The organism is Paenibacillus cremeus (assembly GCF_007786445.1).
Classification (GTDB): domain Bacteria; phylum Bacillota; class Bacilli; order Paenibacillales; family NBRC-103111; genus Paenibacillus_G; species Paenibacillus_G cremeus.
Window position 1 is genome coordinate 18,993 of record NZ_VNJI01000031.1, and the last position, 23,726, is coordinate 42,718.

20 protein-coding genes are annotated in these 23,726 nt (G+C 51.4%); 8 read left to right on the top strand and 12 right to left on the bottom strand.

Going from position 1 to position 23,726, the window contains the following annotated elements; genetic code table 11:
• Positions 1-3: 3 nt before the first annotated feature.
• Positions 4-1,164 carry an alginate lyase family protein gene (locus tag FPZ49_RS21725; protein WP_186445985.1) on the bottom strand — a complete coding sequence of 387 codons (1,161 nt, stop codon included), beginning with the start codon at positions 1,162-1,164 and terminating at the stop codon, positions 4-6.
• A gap of 172 nt (positions 1,165-1,336) precedes the next feature.
• On the opposite strand from FPZ49_RS21725, the gene FPZ49_RS21730 reads away from it, so the two are divergent.
• Genes FPZ49_RS21730 through FPZ49_RS21740 form a run of 3 tightly spaced genes read left to right on the top strand, consistent with a single transcriptional unit; the run spans position 1,337 to position 5,209 of the window.
• A complete protein-coding gene (locus FPZ49_RS21730; protein WP_144850891.1) occupies positions 1,337-2,893 on the top strand; it encodes a spore germination protein in 1,557 nt (518 codons plus the stop codon).
• Positions 2,890-3,990 (top strand): GerAB/ArcD/ProY family transporter, encoded by a 1,101-nt coding sequence (locus FPZ49_RS21735; RefSeq protein WP_144850894.1) that lies wholly within the window; start codon positions 2,890-2,892, stop codon positions 3,988-3,990. Before FPZ49_RS21730 ends, FPZ49_RS21735 begins: the two co-directional genes overlap by 4 nt.
• Positions 3,977-5,209: a Ger(x)C family spore germination protein gene (locus FPZ49_RS21740; protein WP_144850896.1), complete on the top strand. Its 1,233-nt coding sequence runs from the start codon at positions 3,977-3,979 to the stop codon at positions 5,207-5,209. Before FPZ49_RS21735 ends, FPZ49_RS21740 begins: the two co-directional genes overlap by 14 nt.
• A gap of 246 nt (positions 5,210-5,455) precedes the next feature.
• Here the strand turns inward: FPZ49_RS21740 and FPZ49_RS21745 are convergent, their stop codons facing one another.
• From FPZ49_RS21745 to FPZ49_RS21765, 5 genes are all read right to left on the bottom strand, one after another.
• Entirely contained in the window at positions 5,456-6,385 is a 930-nt protein-coding gene (locus FPZ49_RS21745) for a TauD/TfdA dioxygenase family protein (protein WP_144850897.1), read from the bottom strand.
• Positions 6,386-6,399: 14 nt separating this feature from the next.
• Positions 6,400-7,965 carry an extracellular solute-binding protein gene (locus FPZ49_RS21750; protein WP_144850899.1) on the bottom strand — a complete coding sequence of 522 codons (1,566 nt, stop codon included), beginning with the start codon at positions 7,963-7,965 and terminating at the stop codon, positions 6,400-6,402.
• 43 nt (positions 7,966-8,008) lie between these two features.
• Positions 8,009-8,881, bottom strand: a complete 873-nt coding sequence (locus tag FPZ49_RS21755) for a carbohydrate ABC transporter permease (protein ID WP_261381531.1) — start codon at positions 8,879-8,881, stop codon at positions 8,009-8,011.
• A 27-nt stretch (positions 8,882-8,908) separates the two neighbouring features.
• Positions 8,909-9,883 (bottom strand): ABC transporter permease, encoded by a 975-nt coding sequence (locus FPZ49_RS21760; protein ID WP_144850901.1) that lies wholly within the window; start codon positions 9,881-9,883, stop codon positions 8,909-8,911.
• Between the two features lie 168 nt (positions 9,884-10,051).
• On the bottom strand, positions 10,052-11,011 hold the full coding sequence (locus FPZ49_RS21765; protein ID WP_144850903.1) for a DMT family transporter: 960 nt from the start codon (positions 11,009-11,011) through the stop codon (positions 10,052-10,054).
• A gap of 272 nt (positions 11,012-11,283) precedes the next feature.
• On the opposite strand from FPZ49_RS21765, the gene FPZ49_RS21770 reads away from it, so the two are divergent.
• The 4 genes from FPZ49_RS21770 to FPZ49_RS21785 are packed head-to-tail and all read left to right on the top strand — an operon-like array spanning position 11,284 to position 15,327.
• Positions 11,284-12,789 (top strand): spore germination protein, encoded by a 1,506-nt coding sequence (locus FPZ49_RS21770; protein ID WP_261381532.1) that lies wholly within the window; start codon positions 11,284-11,286, stop codon positions 12,787-12,789.
• A gap of 14 nt (positions 12,790-12,803) precedes the next feature.
• Positions 12,804-13,892: a GerAB/ArcD/ProY family transporter gene (locus tag FPZ49_RS21775; protein ID WP_144850905.1), complete on the top strand. Its 1,089-nt coding sequence runs from the start codon at positions 12,804-12,806 to the stop codon at positions 13,890-13,892.
• On the top strand, positions 13,889-15,103 hold the full coding sequence (locus FPZ49_RS21780; protein WP_144850907.1) for a Ger(x)C family spore germination protein: 1,215 nt from the start codon (positions 13,889-13,891) through the stop codon (positions 15,101-15,103). The genes FPZ49_RS21775 and FPZ49_RS21780 overlap by 4 nt, the downstream gene beginning before the upstream one ends.
• Positions 15,100-15,327, top strand: a complete 228-nt coding sequence (locus FPZ49_RS21785; RefSeq protein ID WP_144850910.1) for a hypothetical protein — start codon at positions 15,100-15,102, stop codon at positions 15,325-15,327. The genes FPZ49_RS21780 and FPZ49_RS21785 overlap by 4 nt, the downstream gene beginning before the upstream one ends.
• Before the next feature lie 39 nt (positions 15,328-15,366).
• Here FPZ49_RS21785 and FPZ49_RS21790 read toward each other — a convergent pair whose 3' ends face one another.
• A complete protein-coding gene (locus FPZ49_RS21790) occupies positions 15,367-17,277 on the bottom strand; it encodes an LTA synthase family protein (RefSeq protein WP_261381533.1) in 1,911 nt (636 codons plus the stop codon).
• Between the two features lie 102 nt (positions 17,278-17,379).
• Positions 17,380-18,006: a DUF2306 domain-containing protein gene (locus tag FPZ49_RS21795; RefSeq protein WP_144850913.1), complete on the bottom strand. Its 627-nt coding sequence runs from the start codon at positions 18,004-18,006 to the stop codon at positions 17,380-17,382.
• 125 nt (positions 18,007-18,131) lie between these two features.
• Between FPZ49_RS21795 and FPZ49_RS21800 the strand changes: the two genes are divergently transcribed.
• Positions 18,132-18,647 carry a GNAT family N-acetyltransferase gene (locus FPZ49_RS21800; RefSeq protein ID WP_144851052.1) on the top strand — a complete coding sequence of 172 codons (516 nt, stop codon included), beginning with the start codon at positions 18,132-18,134 and terminating at the stop codon, positions 18,645-18,647.
• Positions 18,648-19,485: 838 nt separating this feature from the next.
• On the opposite strand, the gene FPZ49_RS21805 is transcribed toward FPZ49_RS21800, so the two are convergent.
• The 4 genes from FPZ49_RS21805 to FPZ49_RS21820 form a co-directional block, all read right to left on the bottom strand.
• Positions 19,486-20,076, bottom strand: coding sequence for a pentapeptide repeat-containing protein (locus FPZ49_RS21805; RefSeq protein WP_144850916.1), 591 nt, complete (start codon positions 20,074-20,076; stop codon positions 19,486-19,488).
• Between the two features lie 49 nt (positions 20,077-20,125).
• A complete protein-coding gene (locus FPZ49_RS21810) occupies positions 20,126-21,268 on the bottom strand; it encodes a hypothetical protein (RefSeq protein WP_144850919.1) in 1,143 nt (380 codons plus the stop codon).
• Positions 21,269-21,441: 173 nt separating this feature from the next.
• A complete protein-coding gene (locus FPZ49_RS21815) occupies positions 21,442-22,773 on the bottom strand; it encodes an MFS transporter (RefSeq protein WP_144850922.1) in 1,332 nt (443 codons plus the stop codon).
• Between the two features lie 70 nt (positions 22,774-22,843).
• Entirely contained in the window at positions 22,844-23,629 is a 786-nt protein-coding gene (locus tag FPZ49_RS21820) for a putative protein N(5)-glutamine methyltransferase (RefSeq protein WP_144850925.1), read from the bottom strand.
• Positions 23,630-23,726: the final 97 nt, after the last annotated feature.

Consider the following 23,726-nt stretch of genomic DNA (forward strand, 5'->3'; position numbering starts at 1 on the left):
GATTTAGGTATGTCGATGTCGGGGGTACAGTAATTGAATTCTGCTTTCGGTTAGCTTAAGGCCGGACAATCGTGAGATCGCTTGCTCATATTCCGCGTTTTTAAAGGCGTTTGCGCCTCTCCTAAGCAATTTCATAGCCTGATCGCTTGAAAAGAGATGAATCTGCTCATAGGGCCACGATTCAGGATCCGAAAAGTATGGGACTAAGTAGTCCAAAGCCATGCGGAGTCCCCGCCCGTCGGCGGTTGTATACTGCAAAAGATCGATCCCGAACACTTCAGCGATCGCCGCCAGGTCAAACCAGCCGTCGAGATTCATGGAGGAATAGCTCAATGCTTTCGTTCTCGCCAGCTCCAGCGGTTGACGCCCGTCCGGTTCAATCTGATCTGTGATCCTTTGAAGTACTCTGCTCGAAAGGATTTCCTTCGCCACGTCCTCCTGACCGACGAATAAGCTGAACACGGCGACTTGAACGTCATAATGCGTGCCGTGGTTATTCGCCTGACTCGCCTCATCCCTTCCGCGCTCGCTGTCCAGCAGCCAATGGAGGTATTGCTTGAACCAGGCTTGCATCTGGGACTGATCGGTATTCGCCCACGAGGAAGAGCCTTGCAGCAATCCGATGGCATTCACCACCTTAAGAAAATCCCTTGTTTCGATGATGCCGATGCCCCGGCCGTCGCAGATTCCTCTGATGCTTTGCCCGTAATGGAGATGGGGATTCATTCGGGTCGGCTCATCGATAAACCAAGCTCTTAAAAGCTCAGCAGCCTTTAATGCGAATGCTTCTTCATCCGAGAAATAGTAAGCTAATGCCAAAGTATCCGTATGTGCGCTTAGCTTGGCCAAGGAAGAACGATCGAGCTTGCTCCGTTCCGGATTCTCTTCCCCATCTTTACGGATATAAGGCAATCCGCTTGGCGTGTCGGGATTCGGCCACCAATACGGAGCGATGCTCATATAATCGTGCTTGTCTCCGCTCGGGGGTGTTACGGGTTTATCTACAACGGTGAACGGACCGGCGGATAAGGACTCGGCGGCTTCCTGCTTCAGCTTATGCCAGGCGGGGAGAAGCTCTTTGTCTCCTTCACGTATCCGTTCTCTTACTTCGTACAGCCTTGCAGGGTCAAGAATAAAAACTCGCGGGACACTTTTTTGAACCAATTTCAAAACCTCCTTGAACGATCCGTTTCGCACCTCTGATCAACAGCCTATCCCCTTTATTTTATCGAAATAAGGTTGAAATGGTATTGTGTTTTTCCAAGGTCATGATGAATGAACGAACCATTGTTGGACAAAATATCCATACAACCCGATTATTGGAGCAGATTGTATCATGTCTTATTTGGATAAATTATTGCGTCAATCGGCGGCAAGCAAGCAGCCATCGGGTATCCCAGTCCAGCAAAGACTGGGAGACCATTTAGAGAGCAACGTCGGATTTTTTAAAGAAGCCTTCTCGTATCCCGCGAACAACTCGCTAAAGATCAGAGAGCTGTTTATTCCCGTCTTGGAGCTGGAAGCGGTCATTTTGTACATCGAAGGCGCCGTCGATACCCAAAAGATTCAGAAGCATATCATCGACCCGCTGCTGGATCCTTCTCTTATTCTAACCTCCGATGAGGACATAACCAAAAGTCTTCTTAAGGGTACATTAACGACATCAGACGGCTATCAGATCCTAGATATTCAAGCTTGCTTAAATGACCTGTTAAATGGGAACACACTGATTTTGTTCGAGGGACTGTCCGATGCCTTAAGCATTTATACGCAGGGCTTTGAGAAGCGTGCCATCTCGTCTCCAAAAACGGAGAACGTGCTCATCGGCCCGAAGGAATCGTTTGTCGAATCCGCTTTTACGAATCGGTCCTTGATCCGAAAGCACATTAAAGACGTCAATCTCATGTTTGAAACGATCCTGATTGATGAACGGGCCAAAAATCAGATCTCCATCGTTTATCTAAAAGATGTCGCTGGCCCGGACCTTATCGACAAAGTCAAGAAGCGGGTTGCGCAAATTGGAAAAAGCTCGGTACAAACCCTTTCCATCCTGGCGCAGCATATTGAGGAAAGACCCTATTCAGTTATTCCAACCACCATTATGACAGAGCGGCCGGATCGCGCCTGCTCTTTTATTCTGGAAGGACATGTCGCGATTCTGATGGAGAATTCTCCATACGCGCTGGTTGTCCCCGTAACGTTCTGGGCATTGTTTCAAACGGCCGAGGATATCTATACCCGCTGGGCCTATGGCAACTTTATACGAATCGTCCGTTTGTTAGCCATTTTTATCGCTCTTCTTCTTCCCTCACTTTATGTTGCGGTCAGTACGTTTCATGAAGAAATGATTCAAACGGATTTGCTCCTCGCCATCGGCGCAACCAGAGAACGCGTTCCTTTTCCAGCCTTGGTGGAGGTATTGATTATGGAGGTAGCGTTCGAATTGATTAGGGAAGCCGGAATCCGAATCCCGACGATGATGGGACCTACGATCGGCATTGTGGGGGCCTTAATCCTTGGACAGGCAGCGGTGGACGCCAACATCATCAGCCCGATTTTAGTTATTATTGTGGCACTGACCGGGCTGTCATCCTTCGCAATTGCAGAAATCAATTTCAACTTTGGAGTGCGAATATTACGGTTCTTGGTGCTGTTTATTTCTTCTCTTTTAGGCTTTTTCGGTATCGCTTTATTTTTATCCGCTTTGCTGGCTTATATGGTCTCGCTCAAATCGTTCGGCGTACCGTTTCTTTCACCGCTTGCGCCTTTTAACCGGTCATCCAATGATATGATCTATCGATCGCCGGTGTGGAAAATGTGGCTTCGTCCGACAAATCAGGAGCCGTTGGATAAGGTGCGGGGGAATAAACCGGAGGGGAATGCACGCAAATGATCAAGCCCTCGGATGGAAAATTAGGCAAGAGAGAGTTCCTCTCGATCGTCCTGTTTACGGTTGGTATCAAATTTACGGATACGACTCCCGATCTCTTGTTTACCTATGGTAAAAATGCAGCCTGGATGCTTCCGATTTTGTCCGGTCTCCTGATCGGGATCCCTTTATTGCTTCTGCTTGGACTGTTGAAAAAACATGAGACGCTGGGGCTCATTGAGCTCATTCACCGTCTGATGGGCAAATATTTCGGGTTCGCGGTAGGACTTACTTTATTTTTCATTATGCTGACCGGTACCATCCTGAACACCCGTAACTATATCGATATCGTCAATACGATGTATTATCCGAAAACACCCATCTTTTATTTGCAGCTATTCCTCATTGCGGTTTGTTTTTTCGTGGCCAATCGCGGCTTCGAAACGATAGGAAGAATGGCGTGGATCATACTCCCATATATCCAAGTGATCATTATACTACTGGTCGTATTTGTCTGGCAGGACAGCGATTGGATGCACCTGTTCCCAATCCTTGGACCTGGATTAGATCAGGTCTTTAAGCAAAGCATGTGGCACAATTCGATTTTCGGGGAAATGATCCTGTTGACAGCCTTTTATACCTACACCAAATCACATAGCGTTTTCCGCTTCACGGCGCTGGTCGGCATCAGCTTCACCAGCATTCAAATTGCTTTTTTTTGTGCCATCTATGTATTTGTGTTCGATTTTCCTGCGGTCAATCATTTGATCTACCCTTTCCATCAATTGGCCAGAACGGCAGCCATCGGACAAATGATCACCAATGTCGAAGCCTTGTTTTTTGGATTTTGGATTATCAGCACGGTGATCCATTTCTCAATCGTGTTGTACCTATCCGCAGTATTGTTTGCCAAAACCGTAAAGCTGGACGAGTTTGAGCCGTTACTGCTGCCCCTCTCCGGTCTGGCGCTTCTGCTTGGCTTGCTCCCCGAAAACATCATCGTCACGACGGCCTTCCGGGAAATATTGCTTAAAAGCTCTTCGATTATCCTGCTGTCGCTGCCGTTTGTGTTGTGGATCTTAGACCGCTGGAAGGGGCGGCACGGTAATGAAAGTAATTAAATTCGGTCTTATCCTTGCCTTGACTTCTTTGCTTCTTAGTGGTTGTTGGGACAAAATGGAGCTCGAAGACCAGGCGTATGTCGTCGTATTAGGTCTGGATTTGGCGAAAGAAAAAAATCTTCTCGACGTGACCTTTCAAATCGCCAACCCGCAGGTTGGTTCGACGGATAAAAGCAGTGCGCCTAACGAACCGCCAAGCGATACGGTTACGTTTACTGCGCCCGACATCTTGTCAGCAAAAGAATTGGCTAACAGTGTCGTCACCCGCAAGCTGAGCTTTGCGCACTTGCGAACGCTGGTGATCGGGGAGAAGCTGGCAAGATCTCAGCTTTTATCAAATGCTCTCGTTGCCTCCATACGAGATCCTGAATTACGGCGGGAAACCAATTTCATCGTATCAGCGGAGCAAGCCGTTAACTTTATTCATAATAACAAACCAAAGCTGGAGACCCGCCCACACAAATATTATGCCTTTATGCAGCAAAGATGGCGGGATACGGGTCATGTGCCGTACGCAACCCTCAATCGTTTCATGACGCGGGTGAACGGGGAATTGTTTCTTGCCATTTATGGAACTACGGAGCGAAAGAACAGTCCCCCCAAAATCGATGAAGATGATTATTTGGCCGGTCAAATTTCGCAGGTTGGCGGGGATCCTGTCCAAATCATGGGATCAGCTGTGTTAAAAAACGGCGTAATGATCGGTAAACTCACCGGTGAGGAAACCCGTCATGCTCTGCTGCTTCGCCGAAAGGCGATAAACCATGACTATGTCGCTTCTTTTCCTGATCCGCTGAACAAGAACTTTCGTGTTACATTGCGAGTAATGAAGCGAGGAAACACGGACATCAAAATTAACGTAAAGAAAGACCCACCGACGATTGATGTCACTGTACCAATCAAGACGCAATTGCTGTCGATTCCAAGTTTAATTAATTATGCTACGAATTTAGAGAAGCAGCGTCAATTCGTCAGCAGTATAAAAGAGCATATGGAGAAAGAATCCCAAGCTATTATTGCTAAATCGCAGCGGGAATTTAAATCAGAACCCTTTGTTTGGTATGTGGAGGCGAGAAAACAGTTTTGGACCTTGCAGGAATTTGAAAAATATGATTGGGAGAACCAGTTTGCTAAGGCAACAGTGAACGTTAAGTTTGATGTGTCGCTCGAAAGCTTTGGTAAACAGACGAGCCCACATCGTATTGAGCAGAAGGAGTGAAACGATGACCACATGGATAACTACCCTAATTAGTCTCTATCTAACCTTTGATACATGTAAATATGCTATAAAGACTTGGAAAAACGGCAACAAAACAGCGGGATCCATGATTATGCTGATCGCCGCTGCTTTTCCTCCACTCGCGATCCTAATGATGCTACGATAAAAAAACGCATGCTGATTTAGGGGCTTGGCTTGACTTTGCCCTAGCTCAGCATGCGCTATTTTTACAATCCATTTGCAGCCTTAATACGGTCGATCCCCGCTAATGGCGACACGCTCCGCAATCCGGCGTTCCGGATAATAGTCCGATACCGCATAGTGCTGTGTCGCCCGATTGTCCCAGAAAGCGATCGCATTCGGCTCCCAACGGAAGCGTACTTGATATTCAGGAATGTGCGCTTGGCGGAACAAGAGCTGCAGCAGCCGCTCGCTTTCGTCGGGCTCCAGACCCACGATGCGCGTGGTGAAGTTGGGGTTCACGTAGAGCAGCCTGCGGCCTGTTTCCGGGTGTGTCCGTACCACGGGATGCAGAGCAGCCGGGAACTCCTCCTGCCTCGCAGCCAGCTCGTCAGGCGGAAGCTTCACGCCAAACGCGTGGGTGAAATCGTGAACGGCGGTCAGGCCTTCGATTCGCTCCTTCACCTCATCGGACAGGTTATCGTAGGCTGCCGCCATGTCGGCCCAGAGCGTGTCGCCTCCTCCGGATTCCGGCACCTCAATCAGCCGCAATATAGCGCCCAGTGCGGGGGTGAGCCTCCAGCTTACATCGGAATGCCAGCTGTTCTCCCGGCCCACGGTCTGATCGTTTTTCGCGAAGCGGACCACCTCCTCCGAGTTCCCTCGGGGAAGGAACGGATGGGACTCCAGCTCGCCCCATAGCCGGGCAAACGCTCGCTGCTGCTCGCTGGTGATCTGCTGGTTGCGGAAGAAAATGACCTTCCATTCGAGCAGCGCCCGATTCAGCTCTTGATGAAGCTCAGGGCTAACAGGCTCCCGGAGATCGACCCCTTCGATTTCGGCGCCAATCAGCGGACCCAGCGGCTTTACGGTAAACAGCGTGTACGGCTTCGGTTCGACACCATCCGGCAAACGGCGCAGGACTCTTGCTCCGGTTTTGATTCCTCGATCGGGTAAAGCTAACGGACGTTCTACGGAATAGATAATTTCTGACATGGCGCATGCCCCTCTCATGACTTGGATTTCTTGAATTCTTCGTTGATATCCTTCAAAATCTTGTCGCCTCCGGCTTGACGCCATTTTTGGCCCAGCTCGGCAATGCCTTTATCTACATCCAGCTTGCCATTCAGTAAGTTGACAAAGTATTGGTTGTACACCTCATTAACCGCTTTGCCGTATTCGATCTCCGCATTGGTCTTTTTATTGACCAAATTCGGCATGATGTACTTGGAAGCCACCTTCACCGAATCGAGCGCCCGATCAATCCGAGGCTCCGTTTGCGGCAAATAATTTTCGTCAATCGGCCAGGTGACATTGCCCCAAGCTATCGGATGGGACCAGCCGCTCGCCGCGAAGCCGTCTTTTTCACGCTCCGCCTCGTTATAGTTGATTTTATCGCCCTCCTTCGTATAGTGAACGCCCCCGATCCCCAGCTGAAGCAGATCGCGACCCTCTTTGGACAATAAGAAATCAATGAATTGCGCCGCTTTTTGCGGATTTTTCGCTTTTTTGGTGACGGCGGTAAATAACGCATTCTTCCCTTTGGTCGCCATGCCTTGCTTACCATCCGGTCCGGCAGGAGGAGGCGCATAGCCCAGCTTTCCGGTTGGGATAACCTGCTGCAGACTGCCTTCGATACGGCTCACGTGCCGGAACAACGGCCCATCCATGAAGCCCGCCTTGCTTTGAAAAAACTTCTGCTCCTTCAGCGGCCGATCATAGACGATAAACTCCGGATCGATCAGCTTCTCCGCATACCATTTGCGCAAGTCGGCAAGCCCCTTTTTGAAGGCGGGATGCTCAAATTTAGGGATCAAATTGCCCTTGTCATCTTGAGCCCAATCACCTGCCGGCAGCCCATATGCATAAAAGACAAAATCAAACGCCGTCAGCGGTTCGCCTGCATTAGGCTTGTTCGTGACATACCCGTACGTATCGGCTTTGCCGTTACCGTCCGGATCCTTCTCTACGACCGCCTTGAGCGCAGAGTAAAATTCATCCAGCGTTTTCGGCGGCTGCAGCCCCAGCTTATCCAGCCAATCCTGGCGGAATTGGACCGTATAATTGGACTTTTGCTGCCCGCTGAAGAAGGGGTAGCCATAATATTTGCCATCCACCGCCGTCCACTGCAGTCCGTTGTCCAGCTTGCCTTTCAGCGCCGGAGTGTCCTTCAAGTAATCATTGAGCGGGACGATCAGTCCCTCTTTGATCCATTGCGACACCGTTTCCGAAGGGTATTGCGTCGTTACGACATCCGGCAAATCGCCGCTCGCGAACGCTACATTGATTTTGTCATACGCGGTCTCCGGGACGATCTTGACATTCAGCTTGATGTTCAAGCGTTTATTGATCTCCGCAATGATGCGGTCGTTCGCCACCAGCGGCTTCGCCCCTTGGTCCCCGGTCGTCAAATACGTCAGCTCATAAGGCTCGCTGGGGCTGGAGCTTGTGCTCGAACCACTCCCCGCTGTGCTTGTGCTTGTCGATGCATTGGAGCAGCCGGATGCTGCAACGAGCAATACAACGGCGTTCAAGCCGATTGACCATTTCTTCGCCTTACTTTTCCATCCATTCATGTGTGAGTTCCTCCTCTAATGTCCTCTAAATTTGTCTCTTTTTTCATTCCTTAACCCCGCCAAGCATGACACCATTCACAAAATATTTTTGGAAAAACGGGTACACCAGCATGACCGGGATCGTCGCCACCATGACGGTAGCCATCTTGATGGACGGCCCGAGCAAAAATAAACTGTTCCCCCCGCCGGAGTAGGACGACTCATTCTCGAACAGCATGCTTCGCAGAAACAGCTGAAGCGGCCATAGGTTTTTGTCGCTGATAAAGAAAATCGCGTTAAAAAACTCGTTCCACCGCGCAACGGCATAAAACAACGTGATGGTCGCAATCGCAGGCATGGAAAGCGGGATGACGATCCGGACCAGCGCAACCAAATCATTGCAGCCATCGATCCTTGCGGCATCAACCAAGCCCTCCGGCAGGGTAGAAAAGAAATTGCGCATAATGATCAAATTGTAAGTATTCAGCGCACTGGGAATAATCAAGGCCCATACGCTGTTCATCAGCCCCAAGCTTTTCACGATCAAATAGGTCGGGATCACTCCCCCGCTGAACATCATCGTAAACACGATGAGGAACAGGATGACCCGGTGTCCCTTCAGGTTCGGCTTGGATAGCGCATATGCGGCCATCACCGTAAGGATCATGCTGATGATCGTCCCGACGAGCGTGATAAACAGCGTAACTCCGTACGATGTCCACAGCTCTTTCATGGAGAACAAATACGTATACGAATCAAAGGTCAAGCTCCTTGGAAATAGATGAACGGTCGTGCTCAAATACTCGCTCAGCGGAATCACAGATACCACGAGCGTATCCCAGAACGGATACACCGTAATGAGTGCCAAGAGCGTAAGCAGGATAAAATTGATGTAATCAAACCAGCGACCTGCGGCCCCGATACGGTTCATGTTCATGCTAGCTCTCCTCCTTCCAGCGTCCTATTAATAAACCCCTTGCTCGCCCATCATTCGTGCCAGCCGATTCGCGATCACCAGCAGCGAAAAATTGATCAGCGACTTGAATAAGCCCACGGCTGCCGCTAAGCTGAACCGCCCTTCAGTCAAGCCGATACGGTACACATACGTGTCGATAATGTCCGCCACCTGGTATACGCCGGGATGATACAGCACGAAGATTTGCTCGAAGCCGGCCTCCATGACACTGCCGAGCCGCAGGATCAAGAGCAGCACGATGGTCCCGCGAATCGACGGGAGCGTGACATGGATCAGACGCTGCCATCGGCTTGCACCGTCCACTACGGCCGCTTCATAAAGCTGCGGATTAATCCCGGCCAGCGCAGCCATGTAGATGATCGTGTTCCAGCCGAATTCCTTCCAGATCATGGAGAACACCATGGTACTGCGGAAGTATGATTCATCGCTCATGAACCCGACTGGAGTACCACCGAACGCCTTGATGAGATTGTTCACGACACCGCTGTCCGTCGACAGCAGGTTGATCATCAGCCCGCCGAGAATGACCCACGAAATGAAGTGCGGCAAGTAAATGACCGTCTGCACAGCTCGCTTAAAGCGAAGGAACACAACTTCGTTTAGTAAAAGTGCGACGATGATCGGCGCCGGGAAGCCGAACGTCAGCCTGTAGAGGCTGATGACGATCGTGTTTTGCAGCACCTGCCAGAACTTATCCTGTGCGAATAAGTATTGGAAGTACTTGAGGCCAGCCCAATCGCTTCCCAAGATGCCTTTGGTGATGCTGAATTCTTTGAAAGCGACGATCGCTCCATACATCGGAATATAATGGAAGATTAAGTAGTACAGCATAGCCGGCGCCAGCATTAGATAAAGGTACCGATGGAACCAAAGGTATCCCCACAGCTTCGACTTGGGACGGACCCTTTTACTCGAAGCCTGCTTAACCGGAATGACGGTGAGTTCGCTTTTGGCGATGGACATCGCGTAATCCCCTCCTAAAAAAATAAATAAAAAAAGACACAGCGTTGTTGTTCACAACGTTGTGTCTCTGGTTGACCAGTCGACATAAGTTATTATCATTTATTCCTATGCGATTACTCGGTTATTGCATATATGGATGTTACCACCCATATCCAAACGTTGTCAATACTAAATTTCTTTGGCCGTCTTCCGTCCTGCGCCAAACCCCGCAAACAGCTGCGGAAACTGCGGCAGCAGCATCCCGAGCAGCATGAGCAAGCAGCCGACGAACCCCCGCATGCCGAGCAGCTCGTCCAGCAGGAAGTACCCGCCAATCGCTGCAAAGACGGATTCCAGACTGAAAATAATCGCCGCCTGCGTCGGATGCGCATTTTTCTGTCCTACGACTTGTAGCGTGTAGGCGATGCCGACGGACCCGATCCCGCCATAGAGCAGTGGAATCAATGCCTGCGATAGTCCAGACAAATCGATATGTTCCGTCACCAGCGCCACGCCGAAGCTTAGCAGCGAGCAGGTCACGATCTGCACAAAGCTCAGCTTCAGCACGTCCACCTTGCGTGAGAAATTGTCGATCATCAGAATATGAATCGACCAGAATAACGCCCCGATGAGCTCCAACAAATCGCCCTTCCCCAGCGTCAAATCATTGGTTACACATAGAAAAAATAACCCGACAACCGCTAGAATCGCACCGAGGCCACTGCTCAGGTTCAGGCGCTGCTTCAAGAACAGCCCTATAAACGGCACAATGACGATGTAAAGCCCTGTAACGAACGCGGCTTTCCCGGCTGTCGTGTACAGGAGCCCGATCTGCTGTAAAGAGGATCCGCTGAATAAAATCAGCCCGGCCCAAATGCCGGGAAGCGCTGCTTTTTTAAATGAATTGGCGGTTTTCAGCGAGTGCGTGGCCGTGGCCGTAGCCGTAGCTGCAGCTTGTCCGGCGGCTTTTCGATCCAGCACCACAATCAGAGGAATTAACGATAGTGCGCCCAGGGCAAATCGTACCGCATTGAAGGTGAAGGGACCGGTATAGGTCATTCCCTCCCGCTGGGCCACGAACGCGAAGCCCCAAATACAGGCAACAAAAAGAAGGATGAGGTTGGATTTCCAATGCGTCTGTTTACTCATAAGCTGTCGCTCCTAGCATATTAAACTCTTCTAAAGAGTTTATGCGATAAGAGCCGCTTTTTCAATGCATGACATAGAAAAAGCACGTCCAGCATCCATGTGCTGAGGGCGATGCAATGCTGACCACTCGGGCAAAGGGCATGTTGGGCATACGCTGCCTCACCAATAGGATGATTTTCGCCAACTAGGCTGAAGCGCTCCCTGCTATGGTTTACCATCTGCGCATAATGGCAAAAATGGATGTATTGCCATCATCCCAGGAGTGCTTTCGAATGGAATTTATTACGAATCGGAGCAAGGACAGCCTTCCTCTATCGCATCAGCTTACCGATAATTTAGAGTTGTTGAAGCAAGTGTATGCCAACTGCTCGGACGTGGTCTTTCGCAGCTTTTCCATCGGCCACCAGACCGCTGCTGCTGTTGTTTACATTGACGGGCTGGTCGACACTCAGCTTCTAGACATGCATGTGCTCGGTCCCTTGATGAAAGGTCCGCCTGAAGGCGAATCCATCCTTGATGAGTACATCAGCTCCTCGCTATCGGTTTCCAGCCTTCATCATGTCGAGCATGTTCAAGGGGTCATCGAGCATGTATCGGACGGTCACCCCGTGCTTCTAATCGATCGACTGGAATATGGATACTCGTTCGGGATGAGCCGATGGGAAAAACGCTCGATCGAGGAGCCGGCAGCGGAATCGATCATTCGTGGTCCCAGAGAAGGATTTACAGAGACGATCGGTGTGAATACCTCGTTATTGCGAAGAAAAATCAAAAGTCCTGCATTGAAAATGATCTCGATGGAGGTTGGAAGCTATACTCGCACTCACGTCATCGTGACGTATATTGAGGGATTGGCCAAGCCCAGCTTGATTGAGGAAGTGCAGCGCCGAATCGCTCGGATTAGGATAGACGGAGTACTAGAAAGCGGTAATATCGAGGAGATGCTTGAGGACCAGCCGTATTCTCCATTTCCGCAAGTAAAATCGACCGAGCGGCCGGATGTGGTCAGCGCCTCCTTGCTGGAGGGGAATGCAGCGATTTTAGTGGAAGGCACGCCGTTTGCTTTAATTGCGCCCACGACATTCTTTTCTTTGTTTCAATCGCCGGAGGATTATTACCAGCGGTATATGATCAGCACCTTTATTCGCTGGCTGCGCTATTTGTTCCTAGCCATTGCTCTGCTCCTGCCGTCCGCCTATATCGCCATCCTGACGTATCATCAGGAGATGATCCCGACTTCATTGCTGCTTAGCATCGCGAAGTCTAGAGAGAATATCCCCTTCCCAGCCCTCGTTGAAGCGCTGCTAATGGAGATTTCGTTCGAAGCGCTGCGTGAAGCCGGCGTCCGGCTGCCTAAGCAGGTCGGTGCCGCCGTCAGTATCGTGGGTGCGCTTGTCATTGGACAAGCTGCGACCTCTGCTGGGCTGGCCTCTTCACCGATGGTTATGGTCGTCGCCATCACAGGGATTGCTTCCTTCATGCTGCCTCAGTACAGCTTCGGGATTGCCATCCGGATGCTGAGGTTCCCGATTATGCTGCTATCCGGATTTCTCGGATTGCTCGGCATCATTCTTGGTGTGATTGTACTCACCCTTCATCTGTGTTCTCTGAAATCATTCGGAGTACCCTATATGTCGCCGATTTCCCCTTCTCGGAAGGATGGCTTGAAGGATGTACTTTATCGCGCGCCGATCTGGGCCATGACGACACGATCGGTTTTTGCAAATGAGAACAATGAAGACCGACAGCCGCCTGATAATGGGCAAACTTCCGCCTGAAAGGAGACATTCGTATGATCGAGCAGGGTCGAATTTCGCCGATTCAGCTGGCGATTCTCATCCACCCGACCATTCTGGCCACAGCCTTGGTGACAATGCCGGCGTTAACCGCCAAGTACGCCCATCAGGATTTGTGGCTTAGTCCGCTGCTAGCCGGTTTGCCGGGTGTCCTTGCCCTTATCGTGGCTTATCAACTGCATAAACAGTTTCCAGGTAAAACGCCCATCCAATACTTTCAGGACATTCTCGGAACCTATTTGGGAAAAATGATAGGCCTAGTGTATCTTTTTATCTATATCCAGATCTGCGGCATGACCCTGCGGCAATATGCGGATTTTATCGCAGGTACTGTACTGCCACTTACACCAACTCTTATTACCGTGTCCAGTCTTGTGTTTGTATGTGCTCTCGCCGTTTACGGAGGAGTGGAACTAATTGCCCGAAGCGCTCAAGCTTTGATCCCCATAGCGACTATAACTATTGTCTTCATGATCGTGGTCATGATCCCGGATATGGACTTCAAACAGATTAGGCCCATTCTGGGTGACGGCTTCCATCCTTTACTGCTTGGGGCGTGGGGGCCTGCCGGCTGGTTCAGCGAGGTCATGCTGTTTTCGTTTATTTTCCCTTTTGTAACTGAATCCCGCGGCGTATGGAAATGGAGCTGCATTAGCCTAATTGCTGTTGTGCTTACGACCATGATTGTGAACCTGGCCTGCTACTTAGTGCTGACCACCGTTCTTGAGGGGACGAGTTATCCCCTACTGATCGCCATTAGAAACGTCAGTTTATCCGATTTTTTCGAGCATGTGGAGTCGCTATTGATGGCTATATGGGTGATCGGACTTTTTGTCAAATTAGCTGTAATATACTACATCGTAGTGCTTGGACTGGCTCAATGGCTGCGATTGGACGATTATCGCGTTCTGATCTTGCCGATCGGGTTCCTTCTGATGTTGTTCTCTCATTGGGCCGGCACGAATTCCCAATACATCGCCTTTCATGCTGCGAAATATGCTCCTTTCTACCTTCTGACCTTTCAATTCGTCCTCCCCGCTCTCCTGCTCATGGTAAGCACCATCAGAAGGGCGTGGAAAATATGAAATTGCCTTATCTACGTCTGGGAAGGCAGCTCATTGGGATCGCGGCTTTGTCTGCCCTTGTTTTGCTGAGCGGCTGCTGGGATCGGGTCGAGGTGAACGATCTGGCCTTGATTACCGGCGCAGCCGTCGACAAAGAGGATGAGCACCACCTGAAGCTTACGGTACAGCTCTTTTTGCCGAAGACGGCTGAAGGCGGCCAGATGGATGGGGTACAAGCCGGGGGGGCCGGTGGTGCACAAAGCTTGGTCCGCTCCGCCATAGGGAGCAACATTGCCGATGCCACCTCGAAGCTTCAGGAGCGATTATCCCGAAAGCTGTTCTGGGGACATTCCGAAGTATTCTTAATCAGCGAACAAATGGCGAAGGACGGGATTCAAGACGACATCGACTATTTAATGCGATCCTCAGAGCCCCGCGAAAGAGCGTACCTTTTCGTAACCAAAAAAGATGCTAGGGACGTGCTTAGCTATGAATCGAGCTTGGAGCGCAATACTTCGGAGGCGCTTCGAGAGCTGGCCAAGTCTCAAATCGAGCTGCAGGTCACCTTAAAAAAATTAGCCGAAATGCTGACCTCGGAAGCCGGAGCACAGGTGCTTCCAGTCGTTGAACTTCTTCCTCCCGGTCCGACGAGCGACAGTAAACGAACCATCGGATTTATATCGGGCTCCGCTGTATTCAAGCATGGGAAGCTGGTGGGTGAAGTGAATGATTCGGTGTCCAGAGGCATTCTATGGCTGCGCAATGAAATCAAGAAAGCCATCGTGACGGTGGAGGTGGAGGGCTACGAAGGCAATATTTCCTTAACTCTGTTACGGAGTCAAACACAATTAATCCCGCATTATGTGCAAGGGAAATGGACCATGGAAGTCCTGATAGATACGGTAGACGACGTTCTGCAAAACACGACGACGCTCAATCTCGCAGCAGATCCTAAAGCAATTGCGATGGTGGAGAAAAAAATGAACGAAGCAATTAAGCTGAGAGTACAGAGCGCCCTGCAAAACATTCAGCAGAAAATGAAGGCGGACGTCTTTGATTTCGCCGGCACCTTTCATCGATCTTATCCTAAGCCATGGAAGACCGCCAAGTCGGAATGGGACGAGCTATACCCGTCGATCCCCGTCACGGTAAAAGTCAACGCGATCATACTTCGCCCTGGATTGACCAACATGAAACCGCCAGAGCAGAGCAGCCAGGAGTCGCCGCCATGATTTGGAGAATCGTTTACATGGCCCTGGTGTCCTATCTATTGATTACTTGCATCCAGCTGCCTGCTGTGCTCAAGCTTCCCAAACGCGAGAAAGTAACCTTTTTCATCCTATCGGCGTTTAACATCGCTTTAACATGCCTGCTCATCAAATACCCGGAGCTGCCCGGGCCGACCCATTTGATCAATGCGGTATTTGACCCGATCAGCCGCCTGCTCATGAAATAGACCCCCATCCAGCTTCATGTGGAATGAGGGTCTAATTTTTTATTTACTGAGCTCTTCACGCTTCGGCAGCATATTCACATATTGATCGGACAGCTTCATCAGCTTTAGCACGTAGTCATAATCGCTTCTATACGCACTGAAATCAGCAACGGGCTTCAGCGTGTCCAAAGCAACCGCCGTTCCGTCATCAAACCCTTTGCCAGGGACGAATAAAATATGGTCGTTAAAAAACGAGCCGGTAGGCAGGTAATAGCGCATCCCGAAAACATTCTTTTGAATATTGAGCAAATCTTGTCCAAAATGAATAAAGCCCTGCTCGTTTAGCGAAATGCCCAGCAGATTGGCAAGGGTCGGCATAATATCGAGCTGTCCCCCCACCTGATTGATCACCTGCCCTTTCGTTTGCCCCGGCAGATGAATGAACAGCGGGATGTTAAAGCGCGTCACCTGCTCATGATACGTAATCCCGAGCTCCTTGTTAAGCTCATCGACCTTGATATCCTCCGGCTGCAAGCCGAAATGATCTCCATAGGCGACAAGCACCGTCGAATCCCACAGTCCGGAAGCTTTCAGCCGGTCGATAAACGTACCGAGCGCGTAATCCGTATAGTTTGCCGCGATAATATAATCACCGATCTGCTTCCCCGCCATGGAGGGTGGTACCGTCATTTTTTGGAAAGAAGCAGGCACCTTGAATGGAAAATGGCTCGAAACCGTAATAAACTGCGCGTAGAACGGCTTGTTCTGTTTATGCAGGTCATTCAGCTTCTCACTACCTACGCGAAACAATTCCTCGTCGGACGCCCCGAATTCATTGAAATTGTCATTGGTATAATACGGCTTATCAAAATAATGCGTGAACCCGACCGCAGGATACAGCTTATACCGGTCCCAGAAGTGAACCTCGTTCACGTGGAACGTATCCGCCTCATACCCTTGCGCCTCTAGGAGCCGCGGCATGCTGGGAAGCACCCGGTCGCCAAAGCCGGTCGACATCGGGATCGTCCCCGTCGGATAGATCGACGTATTGGACATGAATTCCGCGTCGGATGTATTGCCCTGGCCGATCTGCTGGAAAATGTGCGGAAAGTAGAAGCTTTCCTCCGACAGCTTATTAAGCACTGGCGTCAGCTCTTTCCCTTGGTACGACAGATGGATCAGAAAGTTCTGGTACGCCTCCAGCTGCACGACAATGACATTCATCCCTTTCTGCGATCCGAAATAATTCGTCGTCGCCGATGGATTATAGCCGTAGCTCGCCTCCACCTGATTGATCACGGCTCGGGCTTGCGTCATATTCGTGAAGCTGAGCTTATTTTTCTCGCTGATGCCGTTGACCGCGACTGTCACCTCGTAATTCATCAGGCCCAGCTGCTCTGCGCGTACAAGCTCATTTGTAATCCCTTTGTCCGTTTTGACCAGCCATGCGGAGATCCCTATACAAATCAGGGTTACTACAGCCAGCACGAAGCCCGGCATCGGCCGGTCATCGCTTAGCATCGGATTATTTCGCCGACGGCGCGCAAGCCAAATCACCAAGCCAAGGATAAAGTCTACGAAAAACAAGTAATCGACAGGATCAATCGTTGCTTTGATACTAGATGAAATTTGCATCAGCTGCTTGGCTTCCAGCACCGAGGTATAGGTAATGACCGAGCCAAAATGCTCGAAATAAAGCGTCGCCGCAAAGCAGATGAGCGATAAGATCCCATTGAACACCCAATACGCGATCCGTTTAGGCCGATGTGAGAAGCGAAGCTCTATGAGTCCAGTAAATACTAGCAGGCTGGACAAATCGACAAGCCACCACTTCCAGGCTACCTGCTCGAATAAGAAGTAGCGCAGCAGAGCCAGCTTCACCCACAAGATTACAGTAAATACAACAAATAAACTTCTTCCGACGCCACTTCCCGACCGCATCCGGACGATCCCCCCCTGCCATGGTTTCATTCTTCATACCCCTACAGTTCTTGACCAAAACTATCCTATCTAAACCTAAGTAATTGCCAAATTTGCACAACAAAAAAACAAAGCAGCTCGAGTGTAAGCAAGTCACTTTGTTTTTAGCATTTTCCATTCGATGAGGATGAAATTGACTAGGAGTCCGACCCAGATATTCACATTCAGCACTTCGTCAATCATTTGCTCTCTCCCGCCTGGGAGGGAAAATCCGTGTAAAACCAGATCAATGAGCAGCAATAACGGCACCACTAAGCGTCCGGTGACCGCAACCAACGTGACGCCATAGCTCCGAATCATCCATTGGCGGTGCTGATCCCACTGCTTGCGTACCGCACTCCGGTATCCCTTCCAGGTGGTGAACAACCAAACAAGTGCCAGAGCAAGAAAGGACGTGGCCTTGGCAAAATTGTCAACATACGCAATCACCGCTAACGCCAGCAAGCCGCTTAGCATTACGCTGCACACATAGACTCGCCCCATAGTGCGATGAAAGCCCTGTGACTTGATTCGAACCGAATCCAGGAATTGAATCATGCCTGTAAGTAAAGCAAGGAATGCAAGCCCGATATGTCCGACCAGCAGCGGAAATTGCAGCTCCGGTGAAGCGATCGGTACCCGGCTGTGAGAAGGGTTGAATGTAAAATAGGGGGCGGCAAACGGGATGATCACAGCGAGCGATACGACAAGCAGCAGCCACCAGCTTTTAGACGCTTTCATTTGCATAGGCTCCCCTCTCTCTTGACTCAGCTTTTATGGCTATTATTTCACAGGGTCCGCTCCTTGGAAAGTCCAGTATTTTCATTCGATGGGCTTTGTGCTACAGTCGAACTTGGGTGATGATGATGGTAGACAAGCGAATATCCTTACGCGCCTTTGAGAGGGACGATGTACGCGAGCTGCACCGGTGGATGAACGATCCGGAGTCGCTCCGGCTGGTGGGCAGAGCGCCGGTAACGTATGAGGAAGCGCTGCGGCATTACGAGAAGAAGAAGCAAAGCGGCGATCTGGTGCTCGCGATCGTGGGTGAGGGCAAGCCGCTGGTGGGCTGGATTTTTCTCAAGGACATCGAGCATGAGCACGGACGCGCCGGGATCGGCATTCTGCTCGCACCGGAATCCCGCGGCTCGGGGTATGGTCGTTTAGCGATGGAGCAGATGATCGATTTGGGATTTCGTCAGCTCCGGCTGCACAAAATTTACTTGACCACAAGAAGCATCAACGAGCGGGCGATCCAGCTGTACACCCGTCTCGGATTTGTAACCGAAGGACGGCTGCGCCAGCACGCGTATGTAGACGGAGCCTATAGTGACACGCTGTTTATGGGGCTGCTGTCCGAGGAGTGGCACCACAAGGACTAAATGAAGGGATGGTCGTGCAGTCCCCAGCGCAGGCGCTTAGGCACGGACACGGGCTCCTAAGCGGATTTTCCGCTTTGCATGCGCCGCCCTGGACCAGGCTCGGGCTCTTAAGCGGATTTTCCGCTTTGTAAGCGCCGCCCTGGACAGGGCTCGGGCTCCTAAGCGGATTTTCCGCTTTGTAAGCGCCGCCTGGACCGGGCTCAGGCCCCTAAGCGGTTTTTCCGCTTTGCATGCGCCGCCCTGGACCAGGCTCAGGCCCCTAAGCGGTTTTTCCGCTTTGCATGCGCCGCCCTGGACCAGGCTCAGGCCCCTAAGCGGTTTTTCCGCTTTGCATGCGCCGCCCTAGACCGGGCTCGGGCTCTTAAGCGGATTTTCCGCTTTGCTCGCGCCGCCCTAGACCGGGCTCGGGCTCCTAAGCGGATTTTCCGCTTTGCTCGCGCCGCCCTAGACCGAGCTCGGGCTCTTAAGCGGATTTTCCGCTTTGCGCGCGCCGCCCTGGACCGGGCTCAGGCCCCTAAGCGGTTTTTCCGCTTTGCATGCGCCGCCCTAGACCGGGCTCGGGCTCCTAAGCGGATTTTCCGCTTTGCACGCGCCGCCCTAGACCGGGCTCGGGCTCCTAAGCGGATTTTCCGCTTTGCATGCGCCGCCCTAGACCGGGCTCGGGCTCCTAAGCGGATTTTCCGCTTTGCACGCTACGCCAATGATAAAAAAAGGAACCTGCAGCAACGGGCCGCAGGTTCAAGGTCTATATATTAACAAGGGGGTCGAGTATTATAGTACAACCCGAAGCTTAATGGAACATGAAAAAAACGTTAAGTTTTGATTAGTTTTTTCCATCTCATTCCTCAAGTTGAATCTCCATGCTGTAAAGCAAAGCAATGGCCTCCGGCAGAGTAAAGATGGCGTTCTTGATTGCATTGCGGCTTGGATCGATTTGATAATGGCTTGCTTTGGAAAAATTGGCGCTCGTTAGATTGGTATCACCGAATACACTTTCGCTGAAATCCGTTTCCCGCAGGTCAGCTTGAGTGAGATCCGCTTGGCGGAAGTCGACGTCCTTGGCCATGCATTGTTTTATGACGCATTGCGGCAAAGCGACTCCGATGAAGGTGGAATGGTTTAAAATACAATCTTCAAATGCCAGCAGCTTGGGACTCTTGATTCTCGGCCAATCGGCCTCCGTCCAGTCGATGCCGACCAGCCGGCATTGCGTGAAGCTGACTTGCTTTAGCTGGCAATCCGCGACTTTAATCATATTCAAATCACAGTGCATGAAGCTGCAGCCCGAAAATTTGACCCCGTCCCATTCAGCCTCGCTAAAATCGCAATCCGTGAATGTGCAATCGTAGAATTTGATCGACTCCAGCCGCTCGCCGGCCAGCTTAAGGCCCTTAAACTGCTCATCATAATATTCCATCTCATTAAACAATGGCTTCACATCCTAATCCGTGCTTCAGACATGAAACCATCATAGCATGTTACCAGGACCCCAGCCAATAATGGCCAAACTGCCACCAATCCGTACTCCAGGAGGCGTAATTGTCCGTGCCCGTTCCATCGGTGTGCAAATAGACGGCGGCCCCGTTGAACCAGTTCTCGGAGTTGTCGATCGTATCATTTTTCAACGCCGTGATGCCTGCATCCAACCCAGATAACCCGTAATTCATCGCTTCAAAGGCGGCATCGTGCCCTGCGGACGGCTTCGAAGGATACGCCGGCTGCCCGATAAACACCTTCACTCCGTTCGTCGGCGCAGGATGATTGGCGTCGTTGCTCCACGTTTGGCCGGAGACGGCATGCAAAATATCGGTCGCCTGCTGCTGCATCCATGCCTGATAAGCGCTGCCGCTCGTCGATCCGCTGTCATAGGTCATGCCTACGAGAAGATCCACGTTCCTCGCCATGTAGTAATAATAGGTCGAGCTCCAGGACCAGACGCTGCCGCTTCCATACTGGTGAGCCGCTACACCGGTCAGTTTCCCGCTGCCGATCCCATTTTTAATGTCGATCATCAGCTGCTTATACGCGTTATACCGGGTATCGTCATTGCCGGAGGGCTCCAGATCCAGCATCACGCCGTCGAAGGCACGAGTGGCTCTGCTGACGTAGCTTCCTGTAATTGTGGTGGACGTCAGCTTTTTGCTTTCGTTAACTATCGTGCTGCGAACCGTCGTGTTGGTCACATCCACCGTTGTGCTGTCCGCGTTGAGCCAAGCCACTACGTTAAAATGCACGCCGTGCGCTTCCTCAAACGTTTTGATGGCATTAAGGAATGCTTTCACTTGGGCGAGCTCCGTCGAGGCGTCTGCAATCGTACCGGTACTGGTCAGCTGCCCCGTATTCGGGAACAGGTAGTTCACTTTATACGTTGTGTTCATTTTATCCGCCAAGTCCGGCACCAAATTCACGAACGAGGTGTACTTCACATAGTTATGAGACAAAAAGACCGCGTTGTTTAAATACTGCCCTTTTACCGTCGTAATGGCAAAGGCCGGGGAGGAAACGGCCAGGGTAAGACACAGGATTAGCAGAAGTACACGAAAATAGGCTTTTACCATGTTCATTCTCAATGCATTCAGCCCTTTCTTAGGTAATGGAATCTCATGCTTCCCTCCTTCCACCCGTTTTCCCTCCCATCCTAATCCGGCCGCCTTCGAACGATGCTATGCAGCATTAATACAGGCTATCAATAATCATTTTTCTATAAAAATGATTAGTTCCGATAAAATGGATCGTTCTAAAGTAGAACGCCATACAAAAAAAGCCCGCTTCATAGAAGCGGACCTCTTCGTTCTTATCCTTGCTGTGCAGCCGCTGGCTGCTTGGCCGACAGCCTGTACCACAGGAGCATACCTATCGACAGCAGGCCAATCAAGAGCAAGATGCCGTAGACGTGACGATACGATGGAAGCAAACTCGTATGCTGCTGCAATTCGAGCAAAATCCCGCACACCGCCACCGAGATCGAGCCGCCGCAAAATTGAATGAGCTGCATCAGTCCCATCCCCGAGCCGATTAGTGACTTCGGTAAAATGCGCGACGTCTCATTGTTCAAAGAAGCGATCGTAGCGGAAAACGCCGGGGAGAAGCAAATGTACCCGAGCAGCGTAACGAGCGAAGAAGACCCCAGCACGGTACTAAAAACGAGCATAACGCAAGCCATAACCAAATGCCCGATCAAGACGAACCGGAGGTTTCCGTACCGGTCGATCCAGCGGCCGACGAATCGAGTCAAGAAGGCGGACAGCACGGCGCCAGGCGCAATCGTGAGCCCAACCTCCATCGGTGAGCGATGGAACAGGTTCGCAAGCACCAGGGGCATCAAAAATAAATTGCCGAGATTGAGCACGAGAATGCAAAAGCCGATCACTGTGAGCTTGCGAAAAGCAGTGTTCTTGAGCAGCTCAGGGTTAATAAACGTTTCTCTTCCCCGTTTCAGGTGTATGCCATGGACCACAAAGGACAGCGCGCTAACGATCAGCCAGACAACGGACAATTGCGTCACCGCAAGCAGCAGTGTTGCCGCATTGACAACGGTTAGAATAGCGCCAGGTATATCGAAGCGCAGCGGCATGGCATTTTCTTTCGGAAGTAAGCGTAATAATACCGGTAAAATGACCAGGATAAGACAAGTGATTACGAACAGTCCGTTCCAGCCAAAATATTCGCTGATGAGCCCGCCGACAATCGGCCCCAGCCCGAAGGCCATCGCGCTCCCGGCTGAGATCATCGCGATCGCGGAGCCCCGCCGCTCGAGCGGGATGTAGCGGCTGGCCAGCACCAGGCCGAGACCCGCCATCACGCCTGCCCCCGCGGATTGCAGGATGCGTGCCGTCAGCAAAGCTTGAAAGCTGTGTGCAAATATGCCCACAACCGAGGATAGCCCCAACACCAAAAGGCCTACCGTCAGCAGCCGGCGAATAGGCACGGTGTCGGTGAGCCTGCTGTAAATGACCGTAGATAAGGCGTAGCCGATGGAGTAACTGGAAATGACCCAGGAGCCTAGATCGGCGGTAATATGGAGGTCGTGGATAATGCTGGGGATGGAAACATTAAACATCGTGGTGTTCATGACAACGATAAATAAGCCGATCGTCCAGACCGGCATTACAATCTTGTCGTTCATTGCATTTCACTTCCTGTCTGCAACTAAGCTGCGGATTGACTATCACTATCCATTATAGCCTACCTCACGGCTAGCTTCCAATGTTCGGTCTGGTGCCGATCACGACGGTGGCCTCCAGCTCCTCCGAGCGGAGCACCTGAGGAATCAGCCCATACTCGGCAAACATCTCAGCGGCACGCCAGGCCTGACGTTCGCTGGTTTCCACCAGCAGCCGACCGCCCGGAGCAAGCCACTCGGGAGCCTGCGCCGCGATTCGCCGATGCACATCCAGACCGTCCGCTCCCCCATCAAGCGCAAGCATCGCCTCATAGTTGCGCGCCTCCAATGGAAGCAAGGGGATCGACTCCGTTGGGACATAAGGTGCGTTTGCGATGAGGATATCCACGCGGCCCTGCAGCACCGCTGGCAGCGGGTCGTAAAGATCGCCTTCATACACCCGCCCCCCTGCAGATGCAACGTTGCGGGCCGCGCACGCTGCCGCGGCTCGGTCCAGATCTACGGCGTGCAGCTCGACTAGCTCGGCCATTGCTGCTAAGGCCGCCCCCAGCGCCCCCGTGCCGCAGCACAGGTCCACTGCAATAGCCCCCGGCTCAGCTAACGCCGCTGCCTGACGGACGAGAAACGCGCTGCGCTGGCGGGGGACAAACACGCCAGGGCTTACCGTGATTCGTAAACCGCAGAACTCCGCCCAGCCTAGAACGTACTCCAGCGGCATGCCAGCCGCCCGCTGACTCACCAGTCCGCTGAGCTCCTCAGGTGTCCTCGCCGCCTCCATCAGCATTCCCGCTTCTTCCTCGGCATACACACAGCCAGCCGCCCTAAGGCTTGCAACAATATTGGAATAATCAAGTTCCATGACTACCCCCGTGAAATCCTTTGATTTTTTTCCTACACCTATCATATCGATTGCTATTCACCTCAGAAAAGGGATAGTATTTGTATAATCATTCTAA

What these genes read in the sequence shown, in the direction of transcription:
- FPZ49_RS21730 (WP_144850891.1), top strand. Translation starts at nt 1,337, where the DNA reads ATGTCTTATTTGGATAAATTATTGCGTCAATCGGCGGCAAGCAAGCAG.
- FPZ49_RS21735 (WP_144850894.1), top strand. Translation starts at nt 2,890, where the DNA reads ATGATCAAGCCCTCGGATGGAAAATTAGGCAAGAGAGAGTTCCTCTCG.
- FPZ49_RS21740 (WP_144850896.1), top strand. Translation starts at nt 3,977, where the DNA reads ATGAAAGTAATTAAATTCGGTCTTATCCTTGCCTTGACTTCTTTGCTT.
- FPZ49_RS21745 (WP_144850897.1), bottom strand. Translation starts at nt 6,385, where the DNA reads ATGTCAGAAATTATCTATTCCGTAGAACGTCCGTTAGCTTTACCCGAT.
- FPZ49_RS21750 (WP_144850899.1), bottom strand. Translation starts at nt 7,965, where the DNA reads ATGAATGGATGGAAAAGTAAGGCGAAGAAATGGTCAATCGGCTTGAAC.
- FPZ49_RS21755 (WP_261381531.1), bottom strand. Translation starts at nt 8,881, where the DNA reads ATGAACATGAACCGTATCGGGGCCGCAGGTCGCTGGTTTGATTACATC.
- FPZ49_RS21760 (WP_144850901.1), bottom strand. Translation starts at nt 9,883, where the DNA reads ATGTCCATCGCCAAAAGCGAACTCACCGTCATTCCGGTTAAGCAGGCT.
- FPZ49_RS21765 (WP_144850903.1), bottom strand. Translation starts at nt 11,011, where the DNA reads ATGAGTAAACAGACGCATTGGAAATCCAACCTCATCCTTCTTTTTGTT.
- FPZ49_RS21770 (WP_261381532.1), top strand. Translation starts at nt 11,284, where the DNA reads ATGGAATTTATTACGAATCGGAGCAAGGACAGCCTTCCTCTATCGCAT.
- FPZ49_RS21775 (WP_144850905.1), top strand. Translation starts at nt 12,804, where the DNA reads ATGATCGAGCAGGGTCGAATTTCGCCGATTCAGCTGGCGATTCTCATC.
- FPZ49_RS21780 (WP_144850907.1), top strand. Translation starts at nt 13,889, where the DNA reads ATGAAATTGCCTTATCTACGTCTGGGAAGGCAGCTCATTGGGATCGCG.
- FPZ49_RS21785 (WP_144850910.1), top strand. Translation starts at nt 15,100, where the DNA reads ATGATTTGGAGAATCGTTTACATGGCCCTGGTGTCCTATCTATTGATT.
- FPZ49_RS21790 (WP_261381533.1), bottom strand. Translation starts at nt 17,277, where the DNA reads ATGAAACCATGGCAGGGGGGGATCGTCCGGATGCGGTCGGGAAGTGGC.
- FPZ49_RS21795 (WP_144850913.1), bottom strand. Translation starts at nt 18,006, where the DNA reads ATGAAAGCGTCTAAAAGCTGGTGGCTGCTGCTTGTCGTATCGCTCGCT.
- FPZ49_RS21800 (WP_144851052.1), top strand. Translation starts at nt 18,132, where the DNA reads ATGGTAGACAAGCGAATATCCTTACGCGCCTTTGAGAGGGACGATGTA.
- FPZ49_RS21815 (WP_144850922.1), bottom strand. Translation starts at nt 22,773, where the DNA reads ATGAACGACAAGATTGTAATGCCGGTCTGGACGATCGGCTTATTTATC.
- FPZ49_RS21820 (WP_144850925.1), bottom strand. Translation starts at nt 23,629, where the DNA reads ATGGAACTTGATTATTCCAATATTGTTGCAAGCCTTAGGGCGGCTGGC.